Source organism: Bacillus rhizoplanae, from assembly GCF_917563915.1.
In the GTDB taxonomy this organism is placed as follows: Bacteria; Bacillota; Bacilli; order Bacillales; family Bacillaceae_G; genus Bacillus_A; species Bacillus_A rhizoplanae.
Map to the genome: position 1 here is coordinate 255,140 of NZ_CAKJTI010000004.1, position 22,039 is coordinate 277,178.

The window sequence follows — 22,039 nt, forward strand, 5'->3', positions numbered from 1 at the left end:
TCACCCTAATTTGAAAATTGTACCTTTATTTTGCTCCAATAGTGGTATTCTCAAACGAACTATATTTTGGAAAACAAAAAACCGGATGATTTCTTTAAAGAAATCATCCGGTTTGTATATTTTTATATTGAATGGGTTATACTACTGTTATTCTTCACGTTTTTTTACTTTTTTATAGACTGAAATAATTGGTTTATAGCGATCGTGTACAAGACCAATAATCTCTGCGACAATTTCAGTAACTAAAATAAGAACGAATAGAAGAAAAATGGATAACCATAATGTTGCGCTTGAAAAAATAATTGCGTTGACACTAAAGAAAATCCCGAAGGCATAAATGATAAGCACCGTTGTTCGATGAGAGAATCCTAGTGCAAGTAAGCGGTGATGTAAATGTGATTTATCTGGTGCCGAAATTGGTTTTTTATTTACAATACGGCGAATGATCGCAAATGTTGTATCAAATATTGGTACTCCTAAAATAATGACTGGAACGATAAAGCTAAACAGTGTTACGCTTTTGTACAGTCCAAGTAGTGATAGTACAGCAATACAATATCCTAAGAACAGTGCCCCTGTATCTCCCATAAAGATTTTCGCTGGATGGAAGTTATAGAATAGAAATCCAATTGTACTTGCCAGTGCAATTAACGCAAGCGGCAAAATGATAGCACTCCCAGCGCCAGTAACGCTAGTAGCAGCCATGTAAGCTAACGTTGCAAGAACAATGGACGAAATTCCAGCTGATAATCCGTCAAGACCGTCAATTAAATTAATGGCATTTGTAATACCGACAATCCAAAATACTGTAATCGGATAAGATAACCATCCAAGTTCAGTTTCTCCTAAAATTGGAATATAAAGCACCGATATTTGTAAATTTTTCACGATTAGCAATGCCACTGCAAGTTGTCCGCCGAATTTTACTTTTGCAGATAATTCATACATATCATCTAATATACCAATGATAATGATTATGACAGCACCTACACTAATCGATAGGATACGCTGTTCATACAAGCCGCTAACGAAGCATCCTACAGCAACTCCGATAAAAATTGCCAGTCCGCCAAGACGAGGCATAATCTGTTGATGTACTTTACGAGCATTTGGCTTGTCTGTTGCCCCGATCTTAAAAGCTAACTTAATCACGAAAGGGGTAGCAATTAGTACGGTAATGAAAGATGCCAATACTGCATAAATAGTTCGTGAGTCCATTAATACCCCACCCTTTATATTTTAACGTATGCAAATCTTTCTTTTACTTAAAAGTTCGATATGTGTTTTTGGCTCATAACATATGGTATCATAAAAAGAATAGAATTCAATCTTTTTTTCCCTTGACTTTGATGAATAATGGCCAAAATATGTGACATTTTTTAGTGAATTATAGATGCAAATTAATCTTAATATGGATGTTTTACAAGAAAATATGTATGGTTCCTACTTCAGGAGTATATGGTAAATATCGGTTATTAATTATGATAGAATCGCTTTGGTTGTATACATAAATATATTGAAGTGTGATTTTTAATTATTTTTGTCATACGTGTGTCATGCATAAATGTTGAGGGAAATGTATAATAAAGGAAAACTTCCATTTGTGGAGAATGAAAACCTCTCAACTGATGGCAGTTTCACTTTATAATATGGAGCAAAGGTATCTGATGATAAATTTTTTTCAGGGGGAGAAAGCATGATTTTAGTAGTTGGCGGTGCAGGATATATTGGAAGTCATACAGTGAAACAATTGTTAGACAAAAATTTTGAAGTGGTCGTATTAGATAACTTATCGACTGGTCATCGTGAGAGCGTTGATAAAAGAGCACTTCTAGAAATAGGAGATTTAAGTAATGCAGCGGATTTAGATCGTGTATTTGGCAAATATTCTATTGATGCTGTTATGCATTTTGCGGCAAATAGCCTTGTCGGAGAATCTGTTTTGAATCCATTGAAATATTATAAAAACAACGTAACGGCAACGATTACGTTACTTGAAAAAATGATGGAGCATGATGTGAAATCGTTTATTTTCTCTTCAACAGCAGCCACGTACGGAATTCCAGATACAGATATCATTACAGAAGACACTGTAACAAATCCAATCAATCCATACGGTCGCTCTAAATTAATGATTGAGCATATTTTACAAGATTTTCATGCAGCATATGGGATGAAATATGTTGTGCTTCGCTACTTTAATGCAGCAGGTGCTCACGTATCCGGAACAATTGGAGAAGATCATACACCGGAGACACATTTAATTCCGCTTGTGCTGCAGCACTTATTAGGAAAACGTGAAACAATTTCTGTATTTGGCACAGATTATGAAACAAATGATGGCACTTGTATTCGTGATTATATTCATGTAACAGACTTAGCAGAGGCGCACATTTTAGCACTGCAAAGTTTACAAAATGAACAAAAAACAAATGAAGTGTATAACTTAGGAAATGGCAAAGGTTTTTCTGTAAAAGAAGTGATTGAAACGTGTGAGCGTGTAACTGGGAAGAAGGCGAATGTCGTTTACACGGAACGCCGCGCTGGAGATCCAGCACAACTGATCGCTTCTTCAGCAAAAATCTATGACGAATTAGGCTGGAAGGCAAAATATTTACTTGAAGAAATGATTCAAACGGCTTGGGAATGGCATACAGCTCATCCGAACGGATATAGTAAGTAAAAACAAGTCAGCTGCGGATAAAGCAGCTGACTTGTTTTTTTACAAGATATTTTGGTAGTAGGACTCCCACCTCAAGATTGTGAGAAATGAAAGAAGATAGGTGGGGGATAGCTGCTGGCATGTGCCTGATTAATTCAACTAATAATCAGTGGGAGATGAAGAAAACTTACACTGATTAAAGTTTCACTTTCGAGAATTTCAGCGCTTTTCTTTACAAAAGCTTAAAAAATGAGGCTAAAGATGTCTCATATAATAAAAGTAAAGTGAAACAAACCATAAGTAGGAGGTGTTGTTTATGAAAATTACAGTAGTAGGTACTGGATATGTCGGGTTAGTGACAGGGGTTGGATTAGCGACACTTGGGCACTCTGTGATTTGTTTTGATATTGATGAACAAAAAATACGGTTGTTAGAGAAAAATGAATTGCCGATATATGAACCAGGCTTACAAGAATTATTGGAAGAGGCTGTTTTGAAACGGAGATTATCGTTTACTTCAAAGCGAGAAGAAGCTTACGAGGCAGCTGATTTTATTTTTGTGGCGGTTGGTACACCGTCTTACTCAGATGGATCTGCAAACTTAACACATATTGTAAATGTGTGCCGTGACATTGGCATGTACGCAAAGCGTGATGTGACTGTAGTGACGAAAAGTACGGTTCCAGTTGGGACAAATGATGCTATGAAAGAATGGATTCGAGAGTCAGTGCGAACAGATATAAGTATACATCTTGTATCAAACCCGGAGTTTTTGCGAGAAGGCTCTGGCGTGCATGATTTCTTTCATGGTGATCGAATTATAATTGGAGCAGAAACAGCAGAGATTGCAAAGAGAGTTGGTGAGCTGTATAAATCGCTCCCAATTGAAATATTTACAACAGATGTGCGCAGTGCAGAGATGATTAAGTATGCATCGAATGCTTTTTTAGCGACAAAAATTAGCTTTATCAATGAAATTTCAAATATATGTGAAAAAGTACAGGCTGATGTGACGGAAGTGGCAGCTGGTATGGGAATCGATAAAAGAATTGGCCCGCATTTTCTGCATGCGGGTATTGGATACGGCGGCTCGTGTTTTCCGAAAGACACAAACGCACTTGTGCAAATTGCTGGGAATGTGGCGCATGATTTCAGGTTATTAAAAGCAGTCATCGAAGTAAATAATAAGCAACAAGCTTCACTCGTGGAGAAGGCAGAAAAGGTGATGAATTTACGAGGGAAACGAGTTGCTGTTCTCGGTCTTTCGTTTAAGCCCAATACAGATGATATAAGGGAAGCGCCGTCTCTTATGATTATTGAACAGTTACTGGCTTTAGGAGCTAATATTATTGTTTACGATCCAAAGGCAATTTTACATGCGAAGCGTATATTGGCAAATCGAGTGCAATATACGGCAGATATAGATACAGCTCTTATGAAAGCAGATGCAGCCTTTATTGTAACGGAGTGGGAAAGTATTCGAACGTATCCTATTGCGAAGTATGTACAGCTTATGAATGAACCAATTTTATTTGATGGAAGAAATTGTTATGATTTGGAAGAAGTGCAGCGACATGCTGTTGATTACTATTCTATTGGCAGAAGACCAATTCGAAAGCGTGATGTTTCACATGTGTTCTAGAAAATATTTCCTTTTGTCACTTGGAATTCTCATATATAATGAATTGGAACACTGAAAGAAAAGAGGAACTGAATATGACAGAACGCATTAAAGTAATGACGATTTTTGGAACGCGTCCCGAAGCTATTAAAATGGCCCCTCTTGTGTTAGAGCTACAAAAACATTCAGAACAAATTGAGTCGATTGTGACAGTAACAGCACAACACCGTCAAATGCTAGATCAAGTGTTAGATATTTTCGGTATTACACCGAATTATGATTTAAATATTATGAAAGACCGCCAAACGTTAATTGATATTACAACGCGCGGTTTAGAAGGCCTAGATAAGATCATGAAAGAAGCAAAGCCAGATATCGTTCTTGTACATGGTGATACAACGACGACATTTATTGCAAGCCTTGCTGCGTTTTATAATCAAATTCCAATCGGTCATGTGGAAGCTGGTCTTCGTACGTGGGATAAATATTCTCCATACCCAGAAGAGATGAACCGTCAATTAACAGGCGTCATGGCAGATCTTCATTTCGCACCGACAGCGAAATCTGCAACAAACCTGCAGCAAGAGAACAAAAAAGAGGCAAATATTTTTATTACAGGAAATACAGCAATTGATGCGTTAAAAACAACAGTAAAAGAATCATATACGCATCCTGTTTTAGAGAAGATTGGAGATGACCGTCTTATCCTTATGACAGCACATCGCCGTGAAAATCTAGGTGAACCGATGCGCAATATGTTCCGTGCAATTAAGCGTCTTGTCGAAACACATGAAGATGTGCAAGTTGTATATCCAGTACATATGAATCCTGTTGTTCGTGAAATTGCAGGAGAAATTTTAGGAGATCATAATCGCATTCATTTAATTGAGCCACTTGATGTAATTGATTTCCATAACTTTGCATCACGTTCATACTTAATGTTAACGGATTCTGGCGGGGTACAAGAAGAAGCACCATCACTTGGTGTGCCAGTTCTTGTTCTTCGTGATACAACAGAGCGCCCAGAAGGTATTGAAGCTGGTACATTAAAGCTTGCTGGTACAGATGAAGAAACAATCTTCACTTTAGCAAATGAGCTATTATCAGATAAAGAAGCACACAGTGCAATGGCAAAAGCATCGAATCCATATGGTGACGGGCATGCGTCAGAGCGTATTGTAAAAGCGATTGTGGAGTATTTTAATAAATAATAAAGTGAAACTTCCATCAGTGAGCGATTTTTTCACTGATGGAAAGCTCTCACCAATTGGGCTCATACGGGCAGTTTGATCTTGCAACAATGAATAACATTCTACTGCCCGTTAGAGCGGGATAAAAAACAGCTATCTCCATTTACGGAGATAGCTGTTTTTAATGTGCAGACATTTGCCATTCTGTATTTGATTCATGAGTGTCTGAATTTGTCTTTTGTTCATGCGATTTAGACGATGGTGTAGATTGTTCCTGTTTTCCAGGTTGATGTTGTATATTCGAGCCATGAGACGGTTGAGCCGGTTCTTGTGTTTCAGGCTGCTCTTGTGTATCCGACGCAGGAGTTGAATCTTCAAGTTCTAAGTTTTGCATAAAGGTATGGTGAATTTCTTGGATATTTGATTCGTCTGGAATGAAATAGTAAATTCCATCTATTTTTGCATCCTTGCCTTCCATTTTTACTGTTTGAATGGTAGATGCATCAAAGCCAGAGAATTCTTTATAGAGTGCAAGACCATCTGATACAGGTATATCTGTTTTTATATACTTTCCGATCACTTTTGCAATGTCATTGATTTTAAATACAGTAGAAGGTGAGTTTAATTCCTGTAACACCGCCTCAAGTACTTGACGTTGACGTGCAGCGCGGCCAAAGTCCCCATTCGGATCTTGCTTTCTCATCCGAACATAAGCCAAGGCTTCTTCCCCATTTAAATGCTGTGGTCCTTTTTTAAACTCAATCTTTTTGTAATAGTCAACATCAGAGCGTTCCCAGAAATCGAATGGAACATCGACTGTAACGCCGCCAACTGCATCGACTATGCCTTTAAATCCTTTAAAATCTAATTTAATATAATGATCGACAGGTACTTTTAAAAAGTTTTCCACTGTGTCCATTGCCATTTTTTCTCCGCCATAGGCATGAGCTGCATTTATCTTATCTTTTTTGTCACGCCCAGCGATTGTTACGCGTGAATCACGCGGGATACTCATTAAAGATACTTTCTTGGATTTTGGATTAATAGTTGCAAACATTAAGGAATCCGTTCGTCCGTTTTGGCCGTCTGTGGCATAATCTTCAATTCCCATGATTAAAAGACTAAATGGTTTTTTCGTAATTTCTACATCCTCTGTGCGGAGTTTAGATTTATCATGCTTCGAGCCGCTATAAATTCCCATTAAAGAGGAATAAGAATTATAAGCATAAACTACTCCGCTTCCGATAAGGAGAGCAAAAATAAGGAATATGGACCATTTGCGTCTTCTTTTCTTTTTCGTCCTTCTATTCTGGAGATGATGATAACGATCTTCCATAAAAAATCTCCTTTAAGTATAAATTAGTGTTGTACTATATCTTGTTCTAGATATAGCATCTCATCTTCATTAATTGTACATTTCCCATTTGTGATTTCAATCATCCATTCTGTGAATAATTGTTTTTTGTTTTCCTCCACATATGTATCAAACGTGACATGATCTAAGTAATGTATATCTTTAATCGCATATATGGAGTTGCGTAGTTCATTTTCAATTTTTCCGAGTAATGTATAATCAATTTCAGTTTTCATAACGCGCATCAGCTTTCGTTCAACGATGCCGACATGATTTAGACCTTCACTTGTACATTTTCCGTATGCACGAATTAAACCGCCCGCTCCTAGTTTAATGCCACCGAAATAACGTGTTACAACAACGACAGTATCTTTTAAGTGACGCTTCTTTAATACTTCTAGGATCGGGACACCAGCTGTACCACTAGGTTCTCCGTCGTCGTTTGCTTTTTGAATTTGGTCATGTTCGCCAATTAAGTAGGCAGAGCAGTTATGGGTTGCATTCCAATGTTGTTTTTTAATCTTTTGGATAAATTCCTGTGCTTCTTCTTCTGTTGTTGCGCGGCTTACATGACAAATAAAGCGAGATTTTTGAATCACTATTTCATGTTCGCCGCACCCTTTTATGGTGAAATATTGTAGTAGCAATGATATACGCCCCTATCTTTGTAAAGTGAAACTTCCATCAGTGAGCAATTTATTCACGGATGGTTAGTTGAACCAATCGGGCTCTAACGGGCAGTTTGATTTTAGATCGATGTACTATATTCTACTGCCCGTTAGAGATAAATTATAACTTCTATCAGTGGACAGCTCTATTCCAAGCTGATGGTTAGCTTTATGAAATCGGGTTCTTATGAAACATGATTCTATCTTCAGTTTCTTGCGTTTCTCAGAAGGTGAAGAACTAGAGATAAATTATCAATACTTTTTATTTTAAAAGGGCTAGTGTGGAGTTTCAAATCTTTTTTTGCAGAAATTTAGCCCTTTCTATTATAATTTGAAATTTTTTGTTGTAAATTGTTGAAATAATATTTATAATCTTAACCTCTCATTTTTTCAGCAGTTAATGCACCTTTTTCCATTTTCATGTACAATAAATAATAAATTTGTTCATAAGGCAGGTACAAAAATGAAAACAGCTATTGTAACTGATAGTACGGCATATTTACCAAAACATGTTCGTGAAGAATTAAATATACATATAATCCCATTGAATGTTATTTTTGAAAATGAGTCTTATCAAGAAGAAGTTGAGATTACAGCTGAAGATTTTTATGTGAAAGTTCGTGAACAGGAAGAGCTGCCGAAGACATCTCAACCAGCTATCGGAAAGTTTATTGAGTTATTTGAAGAGCTAGGGAAAGAATATGATGCAGTAATTAGCGTTCATCTTTCTAGCGGTATTAGTGGTACATACCAGACTGCGACGACAGCTGGTCAAATGGTAGACGGAGTAAAGGTATATACATACGACTCCGAAATTAGTTGTGAAGTACAAGGATTTTATGTACGTGAAGGCGTAAAAATGGCGAGTGAAGGGAAAAGTCCAGAAGAGATTATTGCTCGTTTTGATGAAATGAAGAAAACAATAGATGGGTACTTTGTTGTAGACGATTTACATCATTTACAGCGCGGCGGTCGTTTAAATAGTGCTCAGGCATTTATTGGAAGCTTATTGCAAGTGAAGCCGGTACTATATTTCCGTGATAAAGTTATTATTCCGTTTGAAAAAATTCGTACGCGTAAAAAAGCATTAAAACGTATTGTTGAAATTTTTGATGAACAAGCAAGTAAAGGTATGCCAATGGAAGCAGTTATCATTCATGCTAATCGGGAAGAAGAAGCAAAAGAATGGCAACAAGAATTGAAAGAAGCATACCCGCATGTAGAAATTCGAATTGGTTATTTCGGACCGGTAATTGGGACACACTTAGGTGAAGGTGCTCTTGGTTTAGGGTGGTATACGAAATAAAAAAAGCTCTCTTTCATGTAGAGAGCTTTTTTGGTAAAAATATAACAAACAAAATAAGTTTAATTACTTACTTTTTATAAGAAACTATTTTATAATAGAGAAGAGGTGAAACATATGGAACATAATCCGTGTTTATGTCCGAAGTTCGAGTCTGCTTTTACACTTCTTAGTAAAAAGTGGACAGGATTAATTATTAAATCACTGTTAGAAGAACCGAAACGATTTCGAGAAATTGCTGATATTATTCCAAATATGAGCGATCGTATGCTATCAGAACGCTTAAAGGAATTAGAAAGTGAAGGAATTGTTGTACGTGCCGTTTATCCGGAAGTGCCAGTTCGTATTGAATATGGTTTGACAGATAAAGGAAAAGCATTAGAGAGTGTAATGGAAGAAGTACAAAAATGGGCAGAGAAATGGGTTCATTAATAAAGTGAAACTTTCATCAGTGGGGGGCTTCATCTCCACTGATGGAAAGCTCTCACCAATCGGGCTCTTACTACCTAAAAGTAGTGGAATAAAAAAGTGCAGGGAGATATTCCTGCACTTTTTTATTTCATAACTGAGGAAAAATACGATGAAAATATTTCTTTTTCATAAAGATTATTACAGTAATATTACAAGGTAGTTATGTATGCGTTTTAGGTGTAATATAACCCTTCTTGTGGAGATATGTAAAATGAAGAAAATTACTTTACCAATTTTAATGTTTGCGGTGTTCATAGTTCCTGCAGCTTCTCATGCGGAGGAGACTGTAGTTTTAAAAAATGATACGAATAAAGAAGAGCAAGTTATAACACAAACGAGGTGGATAAAAGAAGGTAGTATATGGTCTTACTATGGCCAACATGGTGTGAAGAAGACGAGTTGGTTACATGATGGTGGAAAATGGTATTATTTCAATTCAGATGGTAAAAGGGAATTATCAAATCAATGGCAAATAGAATAAATTCAATGAAAGTGGTGTTTGGTTAGAGGAAGTAAAAGCTTAATAGATTAGTAAATTCCCTTGTGTGATAGCGAGAGAGTTTTTTTATTATAACAGATGACACAGATAGTTTTTTTGTTATACATCGCATAACTATAAAGTGAATAAAATCGTGCGACAAAAGAGAAAAAAGTATCGTCCTCATTCTCCATTTTTCTACAAAAAGGCACAATATTAGAACAAAAATGTCAAGATATTACAAACGTAATATTACATTTCTTTTACAAAAGCGTAACATTGCTAAAAAACATTGGTAATTATGGTATAAATTTTATTAGACAAATTCGGAAAAACAAGAAAAAGAAAGCGGTGTAAAACAGAATGAAAAAATTTAAAATCGCATCTTGCGCATTAGCAGCAGGATTTATGATGTTTTCAGTAGTAACACCAAATGCCTTTGCTGAAAAAAACGACGACGTAAAAACACAAATTCAACAACAAAATGACACTTTACATAACCAACAACAAGAACGTGATGGAATTCAAAAACAAATGGATGAACTTAACAAGAAAATTACAGACATGGATAAGTCTGTCCAAGAAAACGAAGCTAAAATTGCTGAAACAAAGAAGCAAATTGAAGAAACACAAAAGTTAATTGACCAAAAAGATAAAGAGATTGCAGATTTACAAACAAAAATTGCACAACGTGAAGAACTATTGAAGAAGCGTTTAGTTGCTCTTCAAGAGAAACCAAATACGAATGTTGTAACGGAAGTAGTTGTAAATTCTACAAGCTTTGCTGATTTACTTGATCGTTTAACTTCTGTTTCACAAATTCTTCAGTCTGACCAAGACATTATGAAAATGCAGCAACAAGACCAAGATAAAGTGAAAAAAGATGTGGATCTTGTAAAAGCAAAACAAGCAGAATTAAAAGATGCACAAGCAAAAATTGAGGCTACACAGAAAGATTTAGATGCACAAAAAGCACAGCAACAAACAGCTGCAAATGATTTAAGTGCAAAAATGCAAACTGTTGTAAGCAGCATGACGAGCACAGAAGGTCAATTAAAGGATTTAGAACAACAAGCATTAGTTCTGCAACGTATATCTGAACAACAAGCAGCTGCAGCGGCTCCAGCACAAGCTCCAGCTCCAGCGCAAGCGCAAGCGAAAGCTCCTCAAAGTGGTGGCAATGGCGGTGGACAAACTGCGCAACCGAAACAACAACCAGAGAATACTGGTGGCGTAGTTGAAAAAGCAAAAAGCCTAGTTGGTATGAAATACGTATGGGGAAGTTCTTCTCCATCAAATGGCGGTTTTGACTGCAGTGGACTTGTATCTTATGTATATGGTTTAGGTCATCAAACTACAAGTAGTTTATGGGCTTCTGTACAAAAAATTAGTCCATCAGAAGCGCAGCCAGGCGATCTTATCTTCTTACAAGGTACATATAGACCAGGTGTATCTCACGTTGGAATTTACATTGGCAATGGCCAAATGATTCATGCTGCTGATGAAAGCACGGGTGTTACTTACGGTAACGTAAATAGTTCGTATAACCAAGCACATTTCTTAGGGTACGGTAGATTATAAGATTTGTGATGAATTAAAATAAGTGTATAAAGTCGATAGCTTACTATTTTAAGAGTAGGCTATCGGCTTTTTTGATTTTTTACAAACTCTTTCAATCTTTTTATAGTGAAAATAGAAAGGGGGAGAGAGGATGCTAGAAGGCCGACAGTTATTACTAGAGGAAGTATCCGTATCAGAGGAAGAACTTTATCAACTGGAACGAGATGGCTATATTTGTTATGAGCAAGGCGTTATAAAGAAAAACGCTCGTTATATGTGTCAGCGCTGCGGAAATGAAGAGCAGCGATTATTTTGTTCATTTCTATGTTATCGCTGCAATAAGGTGTGTGCGTATTGCCGGAAGTGCATCGTGATGGGAAGAGTGAGTGAATGTACGCAGCTCGTTCGCTGGATTGGTCCTATACAAAATAAAATCATAGCGAATTGTCTTGAGTGGAACGGTCAGTTATCAGAAGGACAACAAAAGGCTGCAGACGGAATTGTAAGGGCAGTGCAAAGAAAAGAATCCTTTTTCGTCTGGGCTGTATGCGGTGCAGGGAAAACAGAGATGTTATTTCATGGTGTACAAGAAGCCTTAAGTAAAGGAGAACGCGTTTGTATTGCGACGCCGCGGACGGATGTTGTCCTCGAACTTTATCCGCGTTTGCAGGAGGTATTCCCATCTGTTTCAGTGTGCGCATTATATGGTGGAAGTGAAGACTTATATAAAGAGGGGCAGCTCGTTATTTCGACAACTCATCAACTTCTTCGTTATTACAGAGCATTTGATGTCATGATTGTTGATGAGATTGATGCCTTTCCTTATTCAATGGATGAAACGCTGCAATACGCAGTCGTCTCTGCTAGTAAAGAAAATGCTGCGTTTATTTATTTAACAGCCACTCCATCTAAAGACTGGCAGCGAAAGCTTCGTAATGAAAAACAAAAAGGAGTGATTATTCCTGCACGCTACCATCGATATCCCCTACCTACCCCTATTTTTCGCTGGTGCGGGAATTGGCGGAAATCCATCCAAAAGAAAACCTTACCTTCAATTATTTTGCGGTGGCTTCATGTATATCTCGAAAAGCAATATCCTATTTTTTTATTTGTTCCTCATGTTTGTTATGTAGAAGAAATTGTTTCTATTTTAAAATGTATTGATAATCGTATAGAGGGCGTGCATTCGGAAGATCTGAAGCGAAAAGAAAAGGTGGCTTCATTCCGAAAGGGAGAGATTCCGTTATTAGTGACGACGACGATTTTAGAAAGAGGCGTTACCGTTTCGAATTTGCAAGTGGCAGTGTTAGGGGCAGAAGAGCATGTGTTTTCAGAAAGTGCGCTCGTTCAAATTGCAGGACGAGCGGGGCGTAGTAGTCATGCTCCTTATGGCGATGTCATCTATTTTCATTATGGAAAGACGGAGGCAATGGTTGCGGCAAAAAAACAAATTCAATCAATGAACAAACGAGCAAAGCAGGAAGGGTTGGTAGACTAATGCATTGCCTTCTTTGTGATGATATTATCTCTGTTTTGCCGAGCTGGTTTTCTTTTTTTATTGAACAAGAAAAGGGATACGTATGCACATACTGTGAACAAAAATTTTCTTATATTATAGGAGACATTTGTGCAGATTGCGGAAGATCCTTTCAGTATCTATCGGATGAATATAAGCAAGGTGAATATTGTAAGGACTGTTTACACTGGAAGCAAGATCCGCATTTTCAGCATGTATATGTAAAAAATCGATCTGTCTATGTATATAATGATTGGATGAAAGAAGTATTAGCCCGTTTTAAGTTTCGCGGCGACGCCGCTCTTGTTCAAGTATTTGCTTCTTCTTTTGCGAATGTTTTTCGGCAGTATTTTCCCCATTGTGATTGCATTGTTCCTATTCCCCTTAGTCTGTCTCGTAAATATGAACGAGGATTTAATCAAGCAGAATTGTTAGCGGCATGCTTATCTATTCCAATTGTGAAAACATCACTTATGCGAAGCGATGCAGAGAAGCAAAGTAAGAAAACAAGAACAGAGCGATTGCAGCGTCCGCGGCCCTTTTATTTTGCAGAGGAAGAATCCTTTCACGGAAAAGATATTCTCTTAATTGATGACGTATACACAACTGGGATTACGGTGCGTCAAGCGGCGCAATGCTTCTATGAACGAGGAGCACGGAATGTTTCATCATTGACGCTTTGCCGCTGAATTCTTGTTTGGTGTCCTCTTTGCTAATACAGTGCAGCTCAAATATTCTGGAATTTTTTTCACTTTTGGATACACACGAAATCCTTTCGGCCACTCTAACTACAATAAAGTGAAACTTCCATCAGTGGGGGTTTTCTTCCTCCCCCACTGATGGAAAGCTCTCACCAATCGGGCTTTTACGGGCAGTTATCCCCCGCCTATCTTCTTCGCTTTTCTCTGAATTTTAAGGTGGGGGCTTACGGCCCGTTGATGCGGGATAAATCTTAAGTGCATTTTCTCAACGTGGATTGTAAATTTTTTAGAAGGTTTTTAAGAAATTAAGAAAGAATACGTTCATCACCATTAAGTGCAATTGGAAAATTGATGATTATGTAGGTAGAAAAATAATACGTTAATAAGTCGGGAAATTCAGATAAACATGAAGGTAGATTTTCTATTACATGTTCATCATTCCATCAACTACAAATTATAGGATGGATTGAAGAATAACATATTTGCATGAAAATGGTAATTGAAAATTAAAAAGGGGGCCTGTTATGTTGCATAAGTTCAAACGGTTTCTCGCATTATTGACTGTTTTTATTTTTATTTCTTGTTCTTTTAGTATTTCGTCTGCTTCAGCTAGTTCTATGCAAATGTCTGGGGGGATTTTTCCGCCATCAGAATCGTTTACTCCCGGGGATTGGTTTCTAGGAGCGACTCCTGAGCATGATTCGAATAAACCACCTATCGTTTTCGTCCAAGGTAAGAATGGAAATGCTAAGGACTGGTACGGTGAAACGGTCTATCACGGTATGAACGATATGTATAATTATGCTTACAATGCAGGTTATCAAACCGTTTTCGTTCAGCTGTATGATGCGGCTGGAAAGGGCTCAGCAAGTGAGTGGGACAATGGGCGTATGCTCGCTTCTATGCTGGAGCAAATCTATAATCATTTTGGTAAGAAGGTCAATATTGTCGCACACAGCAAAGGCGGACCTGACACGCAAGCAGCGCTCGTTCACTACGGTGCAAGTCGCTTTGTTGGAAACGTAGTGACGCTCGCTTCCCCTCACTATGGCTCTAACTTAGCGGACTTGGCGTACAGTTGGTGGGCAGGCTGGCTCGCTTCCTTGTTAGGACAACGGGATGACGGCACGTACTCTTTGCAGACAGGGGAAATGGCGCAGTTTCGTAATATAACGGATAACAATCCAAACGCAAAGTTGAACCGTTATTATACGGCCGCGGGTACAAGCTGGGGACCTGCCTTCTCTGCGCTGTCTATGGGCGGACTTTATCTTTCTTGGTATGGTTCTAATGATGGGTTAGTTAATGAATGGAGCACGAAGCTTCCTTATGGAACGCATTTGTTTACGGATTCTAGTCTGGATCATGACAGCATTCGAAAAGGATCAGCTGTATTTTCACGGATTGAGCCTTATTTGCGCAATACTTCTTCGTTTGCCTCTATTGCAAACGAAAATATATTTGAAGAATCACAAAAAAATCTGGCTGTTAATGCTAATCAAACGGTGTTAGGAGGACCGCTCACACCAAACAGTTGGGTGGAACAAACCTTTGCGATGGATACTGTAACAGATGGAAATATTTCTGTGTTGACTGCATCTCCAGACGTACAGATGCAGCTTATCGCTCCATCTGGCAAGGTGTACACCAATCAAAACAGCAAAGCAGCGACGGGAGAAGAATATGTGTATTTTAGCGGAGCGACAATCCGAACATTCCAGGTTGATCAAATGGAAGTAGGTGAGTGGCGCTTAAAGATGATGTCACAAGCACAAAAAGATGCATATCTTATGCTAGCTAATTATAAACAGGTTGCACCGTTTACGTTAGAAATGCCGGGTAAAGTCAAGAAAAGTAAAGCGGAATTTAAGTTAAAGCAATCTACAAAACGTTCCCTACAGCAGGGGGATCTTTCCTTTGATGTACGCGTTGTAGATCGGGATGGGAATTTAGTATCGCACTCCAGTAAGCTGCAAAAGACAGATACAGTCACATTCACCGGGAATTTGCCAGATGTCGCAAAATCAGGTGTGTATAACGTAACGATTGATATTAGGGGGAAGAATAAAGAGGGAAAGGCATATACTCGGACGATTGTGCGTTCTGTGTATATTGAGAAATAAGATATGTCGAAAGGTACAATAAAAAGGCGACAAGTCTTCTTTGACTTTGTACTTTTCCATTCGTTATATTCAAAGTATGGGGCAGGTACCCTTATTTTACAATTGAAGGGAATGGAAAGAACATGCAAGGAAAAGTAAAATGGTTTAATGCAGAAAAAGGTTTTGGGTTTATTGAGCGCGATGGCGGTGACGATGTTTTTGTTCATTTTTCAGCCATTCAGCATGACGGATATAAAGCGTTAGAAGAAGGACAAAAAGTTGAATTTGATATTGTAGAAGGTGCGCGTGGTCCGCAGGCAGCAAATGTTGTGAAGTTATAATTGAAACATGGTGCAGCTTCAAAGACCAGCGTTTCACATAGGAGAGCCTCCGTTACATAGGTAACGGAGGCTTTATCATAAAGTGAAACTTCCATCAGTGGGGGGTCTTACTGCCCGTTAATGCGGGATAAACAAAGAGTTGTCAAAAAGTTGTAGTATTTTTGTAACTGATTCTTCACACTTATATATGATAACTACGATATGAATAGGATAAAATAATAATAGAAAAGAGATCATAGCTCTTTTTCTACAAAATTCGATAAAAAAATATCAATTTTGTCAAAAAATTTAAAAATGTAAGAAGGGTTTTTGATGTCTTTGTCGAAAACCTATACATAGGCTTGAAAGGAGGAGTTCATCTTATGAAATTTAATATTCGTGGTGAAAATATTGAAGTAACTCCAGCATTAAAGGAATATGTAGAGAAAAAGCTAAGTAAATTAGAGCGCTATTTCGACGCTTTTCCAGAAATTAAGGTAAACTTAAAAGTGTACTCTGACAAGCAACGAGTGGAAGTAACAATTCCGTTTCCGGATTTCTTACTTCGCGCTGAAGAAACAAATAGCGATATGTATGCTGCTATTGATTTAGTCGTAGATAAACTTGAACGACAAATCCGTAAACATAAAACAAAAGTAAATCGTAAGTTACGCGAGAAAGGCACTACAAAAACAATGTTGATTCTTCCAGATCAACCAACTGTGCAAGAAGAGGTTGCTGAAGATGAATTAGAACTTGTTCGTACAAAACGATTTGACTTAAAACCAATGGATGTAGAAGAAGCAATTTTACAAATGGACATGTTAGGCCATAACTTCTTCGTCTTTACAAATTCAGAAACAAATGAAACAAATGTTGTATATGGACGTAAGGATGGAAAATACGGTTTAATTGAAACTAAATAATAATATAAGAAAAACGCAGCTGTAATGGCTGCGTTTTTTTAGGTTATCGGGAACTTTCTGATAGCCGTTTTTGAGTCGTATATTGTAAACTCGCCAATAAATTGATGTTATCCCGCTATTCGTGGACAGTAAGACCCCCGCCTTAAGATTTAGAGAAAAGCGAAGAAGATGAGTGGGGGCGTTTTCATGAGGACGCGTTTGGCCGATTGTTGTCATAGATATAAAACAAGTGTTACAATTGTCAGTAGGTTTATCCTTTTTTAAGGAAAAGAATCCTATTTTTTAGCAAGGAAATGAGATTGAGTATTATAGCGACCAATCAGTGAAAAGAGCAATAACGAATAACACTGATGGAAGTTTTATTTTAATAAAAGAGGAGCGTATTCCCATGATCGGTATTTTAAAAAAGGTGTTTGATGTAAATGAACGTCAAGTAAAACGTATGCAGAAAACCGTGGATCAGATCGAAGCATTAGCACCTCAAATGTCACCACTGACAGATGAACAATTAAAAGGAAAAACAGTAGAGTTTAAAGAGCGATTAACAAAAGGTGAAACAGTGGATGATTTATTGCCAGAAGCTTTTGCAGTTGTACGTGAAGCGGCAACACGTGTACTTGGCCTGCGTCCATATCCTGTTCAGTTAATGGGTGGTATTGCCCTGCATGAAGGGAATATCTCTGAGATGAAGACAGGGGAAGGTAAAACGTTAACTTCTACATTACCAGTATATTTAAATGCCCTTACAGGAAAAGGTGTTCACGTTGTTACAGTGAATGAATACTTAGCGCAGCGTGACGCAAGTGAGATGGGACAATTACATGAGTTTCTTGGCTTAACAGTCGGTATCAATTTAAATCATATGTCACGAGAAGAGAAGCAAGCTGCGTATGCTGCTGATATTACGTACAGTACGAATAATGAGCTTGGATTCGACTATTTACGTGATAACATGGTGCTTTATAAAGAACAGCGCGTACAGCGTCCATTACATTTTGCCATCATCGATGAAGTAGACTCGATTTTAATTGATGAAGCACGTACACCGCTTATTATTTCTGGACAAGCGCAAAAGTCTACGGAATTATATTTATTTGCGAATGCATTTGTCCGTACATTAACGAATGAAAAAGAATATACATTCGATGTGAAAACGAAAAATGTTATGTTGACAGAAGAAGGGATCAACAAAGCAGAGAAATCATTCCACATTGAAAATTTATTTGATTTAAAACATGTAGCGCTTCTTCACCATATTAACCAAGCGTTGCGTGCTCATGTTGTGATGCAGCGTGATACAGATTATGTTGTGCAAGAAGGCGAAATCGTAATTGTTGACCAATTTACAGGTCGTCTTATGAAAGGGCGCCGTTACAGCGAAGGATTGCACCAAGCGATTGAGGCGAAAGAGGGCGTAGAAATTCAAAATGAAAGTATGACGCTTGCGACGATTACATTCCAAAACTACTTCCGTATGTATGCGAAGCTTTCTGGGATGACAGGAACAGCGAAAACAGAGGAAGAAGAATTCCGTAACATCTATAATATGCAAGTTATTGTTATTCCGACGAATAGACCGATTGTTCGTGATGACCGTGCAGATTTAATTTTCAAAACGATGGAAGGGAAATTTAATGCGGTTGTAAATGATATTGTTGCTCGTCATAAAAAAGGGCAGCCAGTTCTTGTTGGTACAGTAGCGATTGAAACGTCCGAGTTAATTTCGAAGATGTTAACGAGAAAAGGTGTGCGCCATAATGTCTTAAATGCGAAAAACCATGCACGCGAGGCAGAAATTATCACTGAAGCAGGTCATCCGGGTACAGTGACAATTGCAACGAACATGGCTGGACGTGGTACGGATATTAAACTTGCAGAAGGCGTACGTGAAAACGGTGGTTTATCTGTTATCGGTACAGAGCGTCATGAAAGCCGACGCATTGATAATCAGCTGCGCGGTCGTTCAGGACGTCAAGGAGATCCTGGTGTGACGCAGTTCTACTTATCAATGGAAGATGAACTGATGCGCCGCTTCGGTTCTGATAATATGAAAGCGATGATGGATCGTCTTGGTATGGATGATTCTCAGCCAATCGAAAGTAAAATGGTATCTCGCGCTGTTGAATCTGCACAAAAACGAGTAGAAGGTAATAACTACGATGCTCGTAAGCAGCTTCTTCAATACGACGATGTACTTCGTCAGCAGCGTGAAGTTATTTACAAGCAGCGTCAAGATGTAATGGAATCAGATAATCTGCGCGGCATTATTGAAGGAATGATGCATTCTACAGTAGAACGTGTTGTAGCTCTTCATACGCAAGAGGAATTAGAAGAAGAATGGAACATTGCTGGTCTTGTTGAATACTTAAATACAACTCTTCTACAAGACGGTGATGTGAAAGAAGAAGAATTACGCCGTTTAGCGCCAGAAGAAATGATTGATAGCATTTTTGCGAAAGTGAAAGAGCGTTACGACGAGAAGGAAGCACAAATGCCGGAAGCACAAATACGTGAATTCGAAAAAGTAGTTGTATTCCGCGTTGTAGACTCGAAATGGATGGATCATATCGATGCGATGGATCACTTACGTGAAGGTATTCATTTACGTGCATATGGTCAAATTGATCCGCTTCGTGAATATCAAATGGAAGGCTTTGCGATGTTTGAAGCAATGATTGCTTCTATTGAAGAAGAGATTTCTCGTTATATTATGAGAGCGGAAATCGAACAAAACTTAGAGCGTCAAGAAGTAGCGCAAGGAGAAGCGGTTCATCCAAAAGACGGAGATGGAGCTGGAGTTGCAAAAAAGAAACCAGTCGTAAAAGGTGAGCAAACAGGCCGTAACGATTTATGCACATGTGGCAGCGGGAAAAAATACAAAAACTGCTGTGGAATTGGGAAATAAAGAAAAGCGGAAGCGACTCGTTCAGGAGGTTTTACCTCATGGATGGAAAATTTCCGTGAACATTCATATAATAACAAGAGATGAACTCTCTCTCGCAAAAGCAGAGAGAGTTTGCCTTGTTGTTCGTATAAAGTGAAGTGGGTTCTTACTGCCCGCAAATAGCGGGATAAATGGGGAAGGTAATAGTAATTACATAGAGGTGACCAAAATGGAATTAGTAGAAATTAGGCAAGAACTAGAGAAAATGGCTAAGAGATTAGCGGCTTTTAGGGGGTCTCTTTGACCTCGCTGGAAAAGAAAAGCGAATTGCAGAATTAGAAGAAATTATGATGGGTGCAAGCTTTTGGGATGATCAAAAAAGTGCACAAACAGTCATCAATGAAGCAAATGCATTAAAAGACATGGCTGGTAAGTTTAATACGCTTAACGAAACGTTTGAAAATCTAGAAGTAACGCATGAACTTGTGAAAGAAGAATACGATGAAGAATTACATGCGGAGCTTGAAGCTGAAGTGAAAATTTTATCTGCAGATATGAACGAATACGAACTTCAATTATTACTAAATGAAGAACACGACAAGAATAATGCTATTTTAGAGTTGCATCCAGGTGCAGGTGGAACAGAATCACAGGATTGGGGTTCTATGCTGCTTCGTATGTATACACGCTGGGCAGAAAAACGCGGCTTTAAAGTAGAAACGTTAGATTATCTTCCTGGAGATGAAGCTGGGATTAAAAGCGTTACGTTATTAATTAAAGGACATAATGCTTACGGTTATTTAAAAGCAGAAAAAGGCGTGCATCGTCTTGTTCGTATTTCGCCATTCGATTCATCTGGCCGTCGTCATACATCGTTCGTATCTTGTGAAGTTGTACCAGAGTTTAACGATGATATTGAAATTGAAATACGTACAGAGGATTTAAAAATAGATACGTACCGTGCAAGTGGTGCGGGTGGACAGCATATTAATACGACTGACTCAGCTGTACGTATTACACATATTCCAACAAATGTTGTGGTAACATGTCAATCTGAGCGTTCACAAATTAAAAACCGTGAGCATGCAATGAAAATGTTGAAAGCGAAACTGTACCAACAAAAATTAGAAGAACAACAAGCGGAGCTTGATGAAATTCGCGGTGAACAAAAAGAAATTGGCTGGGGAAGCCAAATTCGTTCATACGTATTCCATCCATACTCCCTTGTAAAAGATCACCGTACAAATACAGAGGTCGGGAATGTTCAAGCGGTTATGGACGGAGAGATTGACGCATTTATTGATGCGTATTTACGTTCTCGTATTTCATAAAGTGAAACTTCCATCAGTGGGAGGGGCTTATTCCCCACTGATGGTTAGTCGAACCAATCGGGCTCTTATGGGCAGTTATCTCTCGCCTATCTTCTTTGATTTCTTAAAATCTTGAGGTGGGAGTCTTATTGCCCGTTAGGGCGGGATAAAGTGAAACTTCCATCAGTATGAAAAAATGCCAACAGGTTGTTGGCACATGCGTGAGGCGATGAGGAGTATACCTTCTGTCTAGAGGGAGAGAAAGAGGAGAGAAGTTGCGAGGCAACTTCTCTTTTTGGTGGATGTAGTTGTAGCATACAAGCTTGTATATTGTTTTGTAAAAAGTAGAAAATAACAAAATGTTGGAAGTAATTGATCAGAAGAATGGGATGATTTTCGTATTCTGTATGCTAGGAAAATTCGTTGTTTTGCATCATATCATTCGTTCACAAAATTGAAACAATTACTGAAAAGCATTACGCCTGTAAGTGTCCCTTCTTGTTTAGGGTAATATTGGTTATGCAGGTAAGTTTTGAAATTGCAGGGAAATCATTATAATGCTATTGAGGGATTAATTAACAGCAGGGAGCGATATAGATGAAAAAGAAATTATTTATGATCGTATTAGGTACATCATTAGCTCTTACATTAGGAGCATGCGGGAAAAAGGAAGAAGCTAAACCTTCTAGTCCTAGTCAAGAAGCAAGCACAGATAGCGCTGAGAAAATATTCCAAAAAAGCTGTGCAGGATGCCATGGTAATGATCTAAAAGGATTATCTGGACCATCGTTAGAAAAAGTGGGCGGAAAATACGGAGAAGAAGATATTGAAAAAATTATCGCTAAAGGCCGCGGCGTTATGCCAGCTGGTGTAATCCAAGGCGAAGATGCGAAAAAAGTTGCAGAATGGCTAGCTGAGAAGAAATAAGAAAGAAAAGCGGAGCCGACTGTTTAGGCCTGTTGGCTAAGGTTCT

The 22,039-nt window shown here is 38.2% G+C and carries 18 protein-coding genes; 15 read left to right on the forward strand and 3 right to left on the reverse strand.

The features are described from left to right. Window positions 1-147: 147 nt before the first annotated feature. On the reverse strand, window positions 148-1,218 hold the full coding sequence (tagO, locus tag LRP84_RS06780) for a UDP-N-acetylglucosamine--undecaprenyl-phosphate N-acetylglucosaminephosphotransferase TagO (RefSeq protein ID WP_230574372.1): 1,071 nt from the start codon (window positions 1,216-1,218) through the stop codon (window positions 148-150). 478 nt (window positions 1,219-1,696) lie between these two features. Here tagO and galE point away from each other — a divergent pair, with 478 nt between their 5' ends. The 3 genes from galE to wecB all read left to right on the forward strand — a co-directional run bounded on the left by galE (window position 1,697) and on the right by wecB (window position 5,494). Continuing rightward, complete coding sequence (galE, locus tag LRP84_RS06785; RefSeq protein ID WP_230574373.1) at window positions 1,697-2,683, forward strand: UDP-glucose 4-epimerase GalE; 987 nt, start codon at window positions 1,697-1,699, stop codon at window positions 2,681-2,683. Window positions 2,684-2,978: 295 nt separating this feature from the next. After that, window positions 2,979-4,304: a UDP-glucose dehydrogenase family protein gene (locus LRP84_RS06790; protein ID WP_230574374.1), complete on the forward strand. Its 1,326-nt coding sequence runs from the start codon at window positions 2,979-2,981 to the stop codon at window positions 4,302-4,304. 74 nt (window positions 4,305-4,378) lie between these two features. Continuing rightward, window positions 4,379-5,494 (forward strand): non-hydrolyzing UDP-N-acetylglucosamine 2-epimerase, encoded by a 1,116-nt coding sequence (gene wecB, locus LRP84_RS06795; RefSeq protein WP_230574375.1) that lies wholly within the window; start codon window positions 4,379-4,381, stop codon window positions 5,492-5,494. A gap of 160 nt (window positions 5,495-5,654) precedes the next feature. Here the strand turns inward: wecB and LRP84_RS06800 are convergent, their stop codons facing one another. Both LRP84_RS06800 and LRP84_RS06805 read right to left on the reverse strand, forming a co-directional pair. Further along, window positions 5,655-6,809: an LCP family protein gene (locus LRP84_RS06800; RefSeq protein ID WP_230574376.1), complete on the reverse strand. Its 1,155-nt coding sequence runs from the start codon at window positions 6,807-6,809 to the stop codon at window positions 5,655-5,657. A gap of 23 nt (window positions 6,810-6,832) precedes the next feature. Then, window positions 6,833-7,474 (reverse strand): YigZ family protein, encoded by a 642-nt coding sequence (locus LRP84_RS06805; RefSeq protein ID WP_230574377.1) that lies wholly within the window; start codon window positions 7,472-7,474, stop codon window positions 6,833-6,835. Window positions 7,475-7,958: 484 nt separating this feature from the next. On the opposite strand from LRP84_RS06805, the gene LRP84_RS06810 reads away from it, so the two are divergent. From LRP84_RS06810 to cccB, 12 genes are all read left to right on the forward strand, one after another. Then, the gene (locus LRP84_RS06810) at window positions 7,959-8,801 is read left to right on the forward strand and encodes a DegV family protein (RefSeq protein WP_230574378.1); all 843 of its coding nucleotides are present in this window, start codon (window positions 7,959-7,961) and stop codon (window positions 8,799-8,801) included. 114 nt (window positions 8,802-8,915) lie between these two features. Beyond that, a complete protein-coding gene (locus tag LRP84_RS06815; RefSeq protein WP_230574379.1) occupies window positions 8,916-9,230 on the forward strand; it encodes a winged helix-turn-helix transcriptional regulator in 315 nt (104 codons plus the stop codon). A gap of 250 nt (window positions 9,231-9,480) precedes the next feature. Next, entirely contained in the window at window positions 9,481-9,750 is a 270-nt protein-coding gene (locus LRP84_RS06820) for a hypothetical protein (RefSeq protein WP_230574380.1), read from the forward strand. Window positions 9,751-10,110: 360 nt separating this feature from the next. Continuing rightward, entirely contained in the window at window positions 10,111-11,328 is a 1,218-nt protein-coding gene (locus LRP84_RS06825) for a C40 family peptidase (protein ID WP_230574381.1), read from the forward strand. A gap of 130 nt (window positions 11,329-11,458) precedes the next feature. Further along, window positions 11,459-12,805, forward strand: coding sequence for an ATP-dependent helicase ComFA (locus LRP84_RS06830; protein WP_230574382.1), 1,347 nt, complete (start codon window positions 11,459-11,461; stop codon window positions 12,803-12,805). Then, the gene (locus tag LRP84_RS06835) at window positions 12,805-13,512 is read left to right on the forward strand and encodes a ComFC family protein (RefSeq protein WP_230574383.1); all 708 of its coding nucleotides are present in this window, start codon (window positions 12,805-12,807) and stop codon (window positions 13,510-13,512) included. Before LRP84_RS06830 ends, LRP84_RS06835 begins: the two co-directional genes overlap by 1 nt. 536 nt (window positions 13,513-14,048) lie before the next feature. Next, window positions 14,049-15,647 (forward strand): esterase/lipase family protein, encoded by a 1,599-nt coding sequence (locus LRP84_RS06840; protein ID WP_230574384.1) that lies wholly within the window; start codon window positions 14,049-14,051, stop codon window positions 15,645-15,647. A 122-nt stretch (window positions 15,648-15,769) separates the two neighbouring features. Next, on the forward strand, window positions 15,770-15,967 hold the full coding sequence (cspD, locus tag LRP84_RS06845) for a cold-shock protein CspD (protein WP_230574385.1): 198 nt from the start codon (window positions 15,770-15,772) through the stop codon (window positions 15,965-15,967). Window positions 15,968-16,329: 362 nt separating this feature from the next. After that, window positions 16,330-16,872: a ribosome hibernation-promoting factor, HPF/YfiA family gene (hpf, locus tag LRP84_RS06850; RefSeq protein ID WP_230574386.1), complete on the forward strand. Its 543-nt coding sequence runs from the start codon at window positions 16,330-16,332 to the stop codon at window positions 16,870-16,872. Window positions 16,873-17,260: 388 nt separating this feature from the next. Further along, on the forward strand, window positions 17,261-19,777 hold the full coding sequence (gene secA, locus LRP84_RS06855) for a preprotein translocase subunit SecA (RefSeq protein ID WP_230574387.1): 2,517 nt from the start codon (window positions 17,261-17,263) through the stop codon (window positions 19,775-19,777). A 208-nt stretch (window positions 19,778-19,985) separates the two neighbouring features. Further along, window positions 19,986-21,087, forward strand: a protein-coding gene (gene prfB, locus LRP84_RS06860; protein WP_230574388.1) for a peptide chain release factor 2 whose coding sequence is annotated in 2 segments (ribosomal slippage) — window positions 19,986-20,057 and window positions 20,059-21,087 — 1,101 coding nt in all. Because the reading frame shifts where the segments join, the coding sequence is not laid out codon by codon here. A 576-nt stretch (window positions 21,088-21,663) separates the two neighbouring features. Further along, complete coding sequence (cccB, locus tag LRP84_RS06865) at window positions 21,664-21,993, forward strand: cytochrome c551 (protein ID WP_230574389.1); 330 nt, start codon at window positions 21,664-21,666, stop codon at window positions 21,991-21,993. Window positions 21,994-22,039 lie beyond the last annotated feature (46 nt).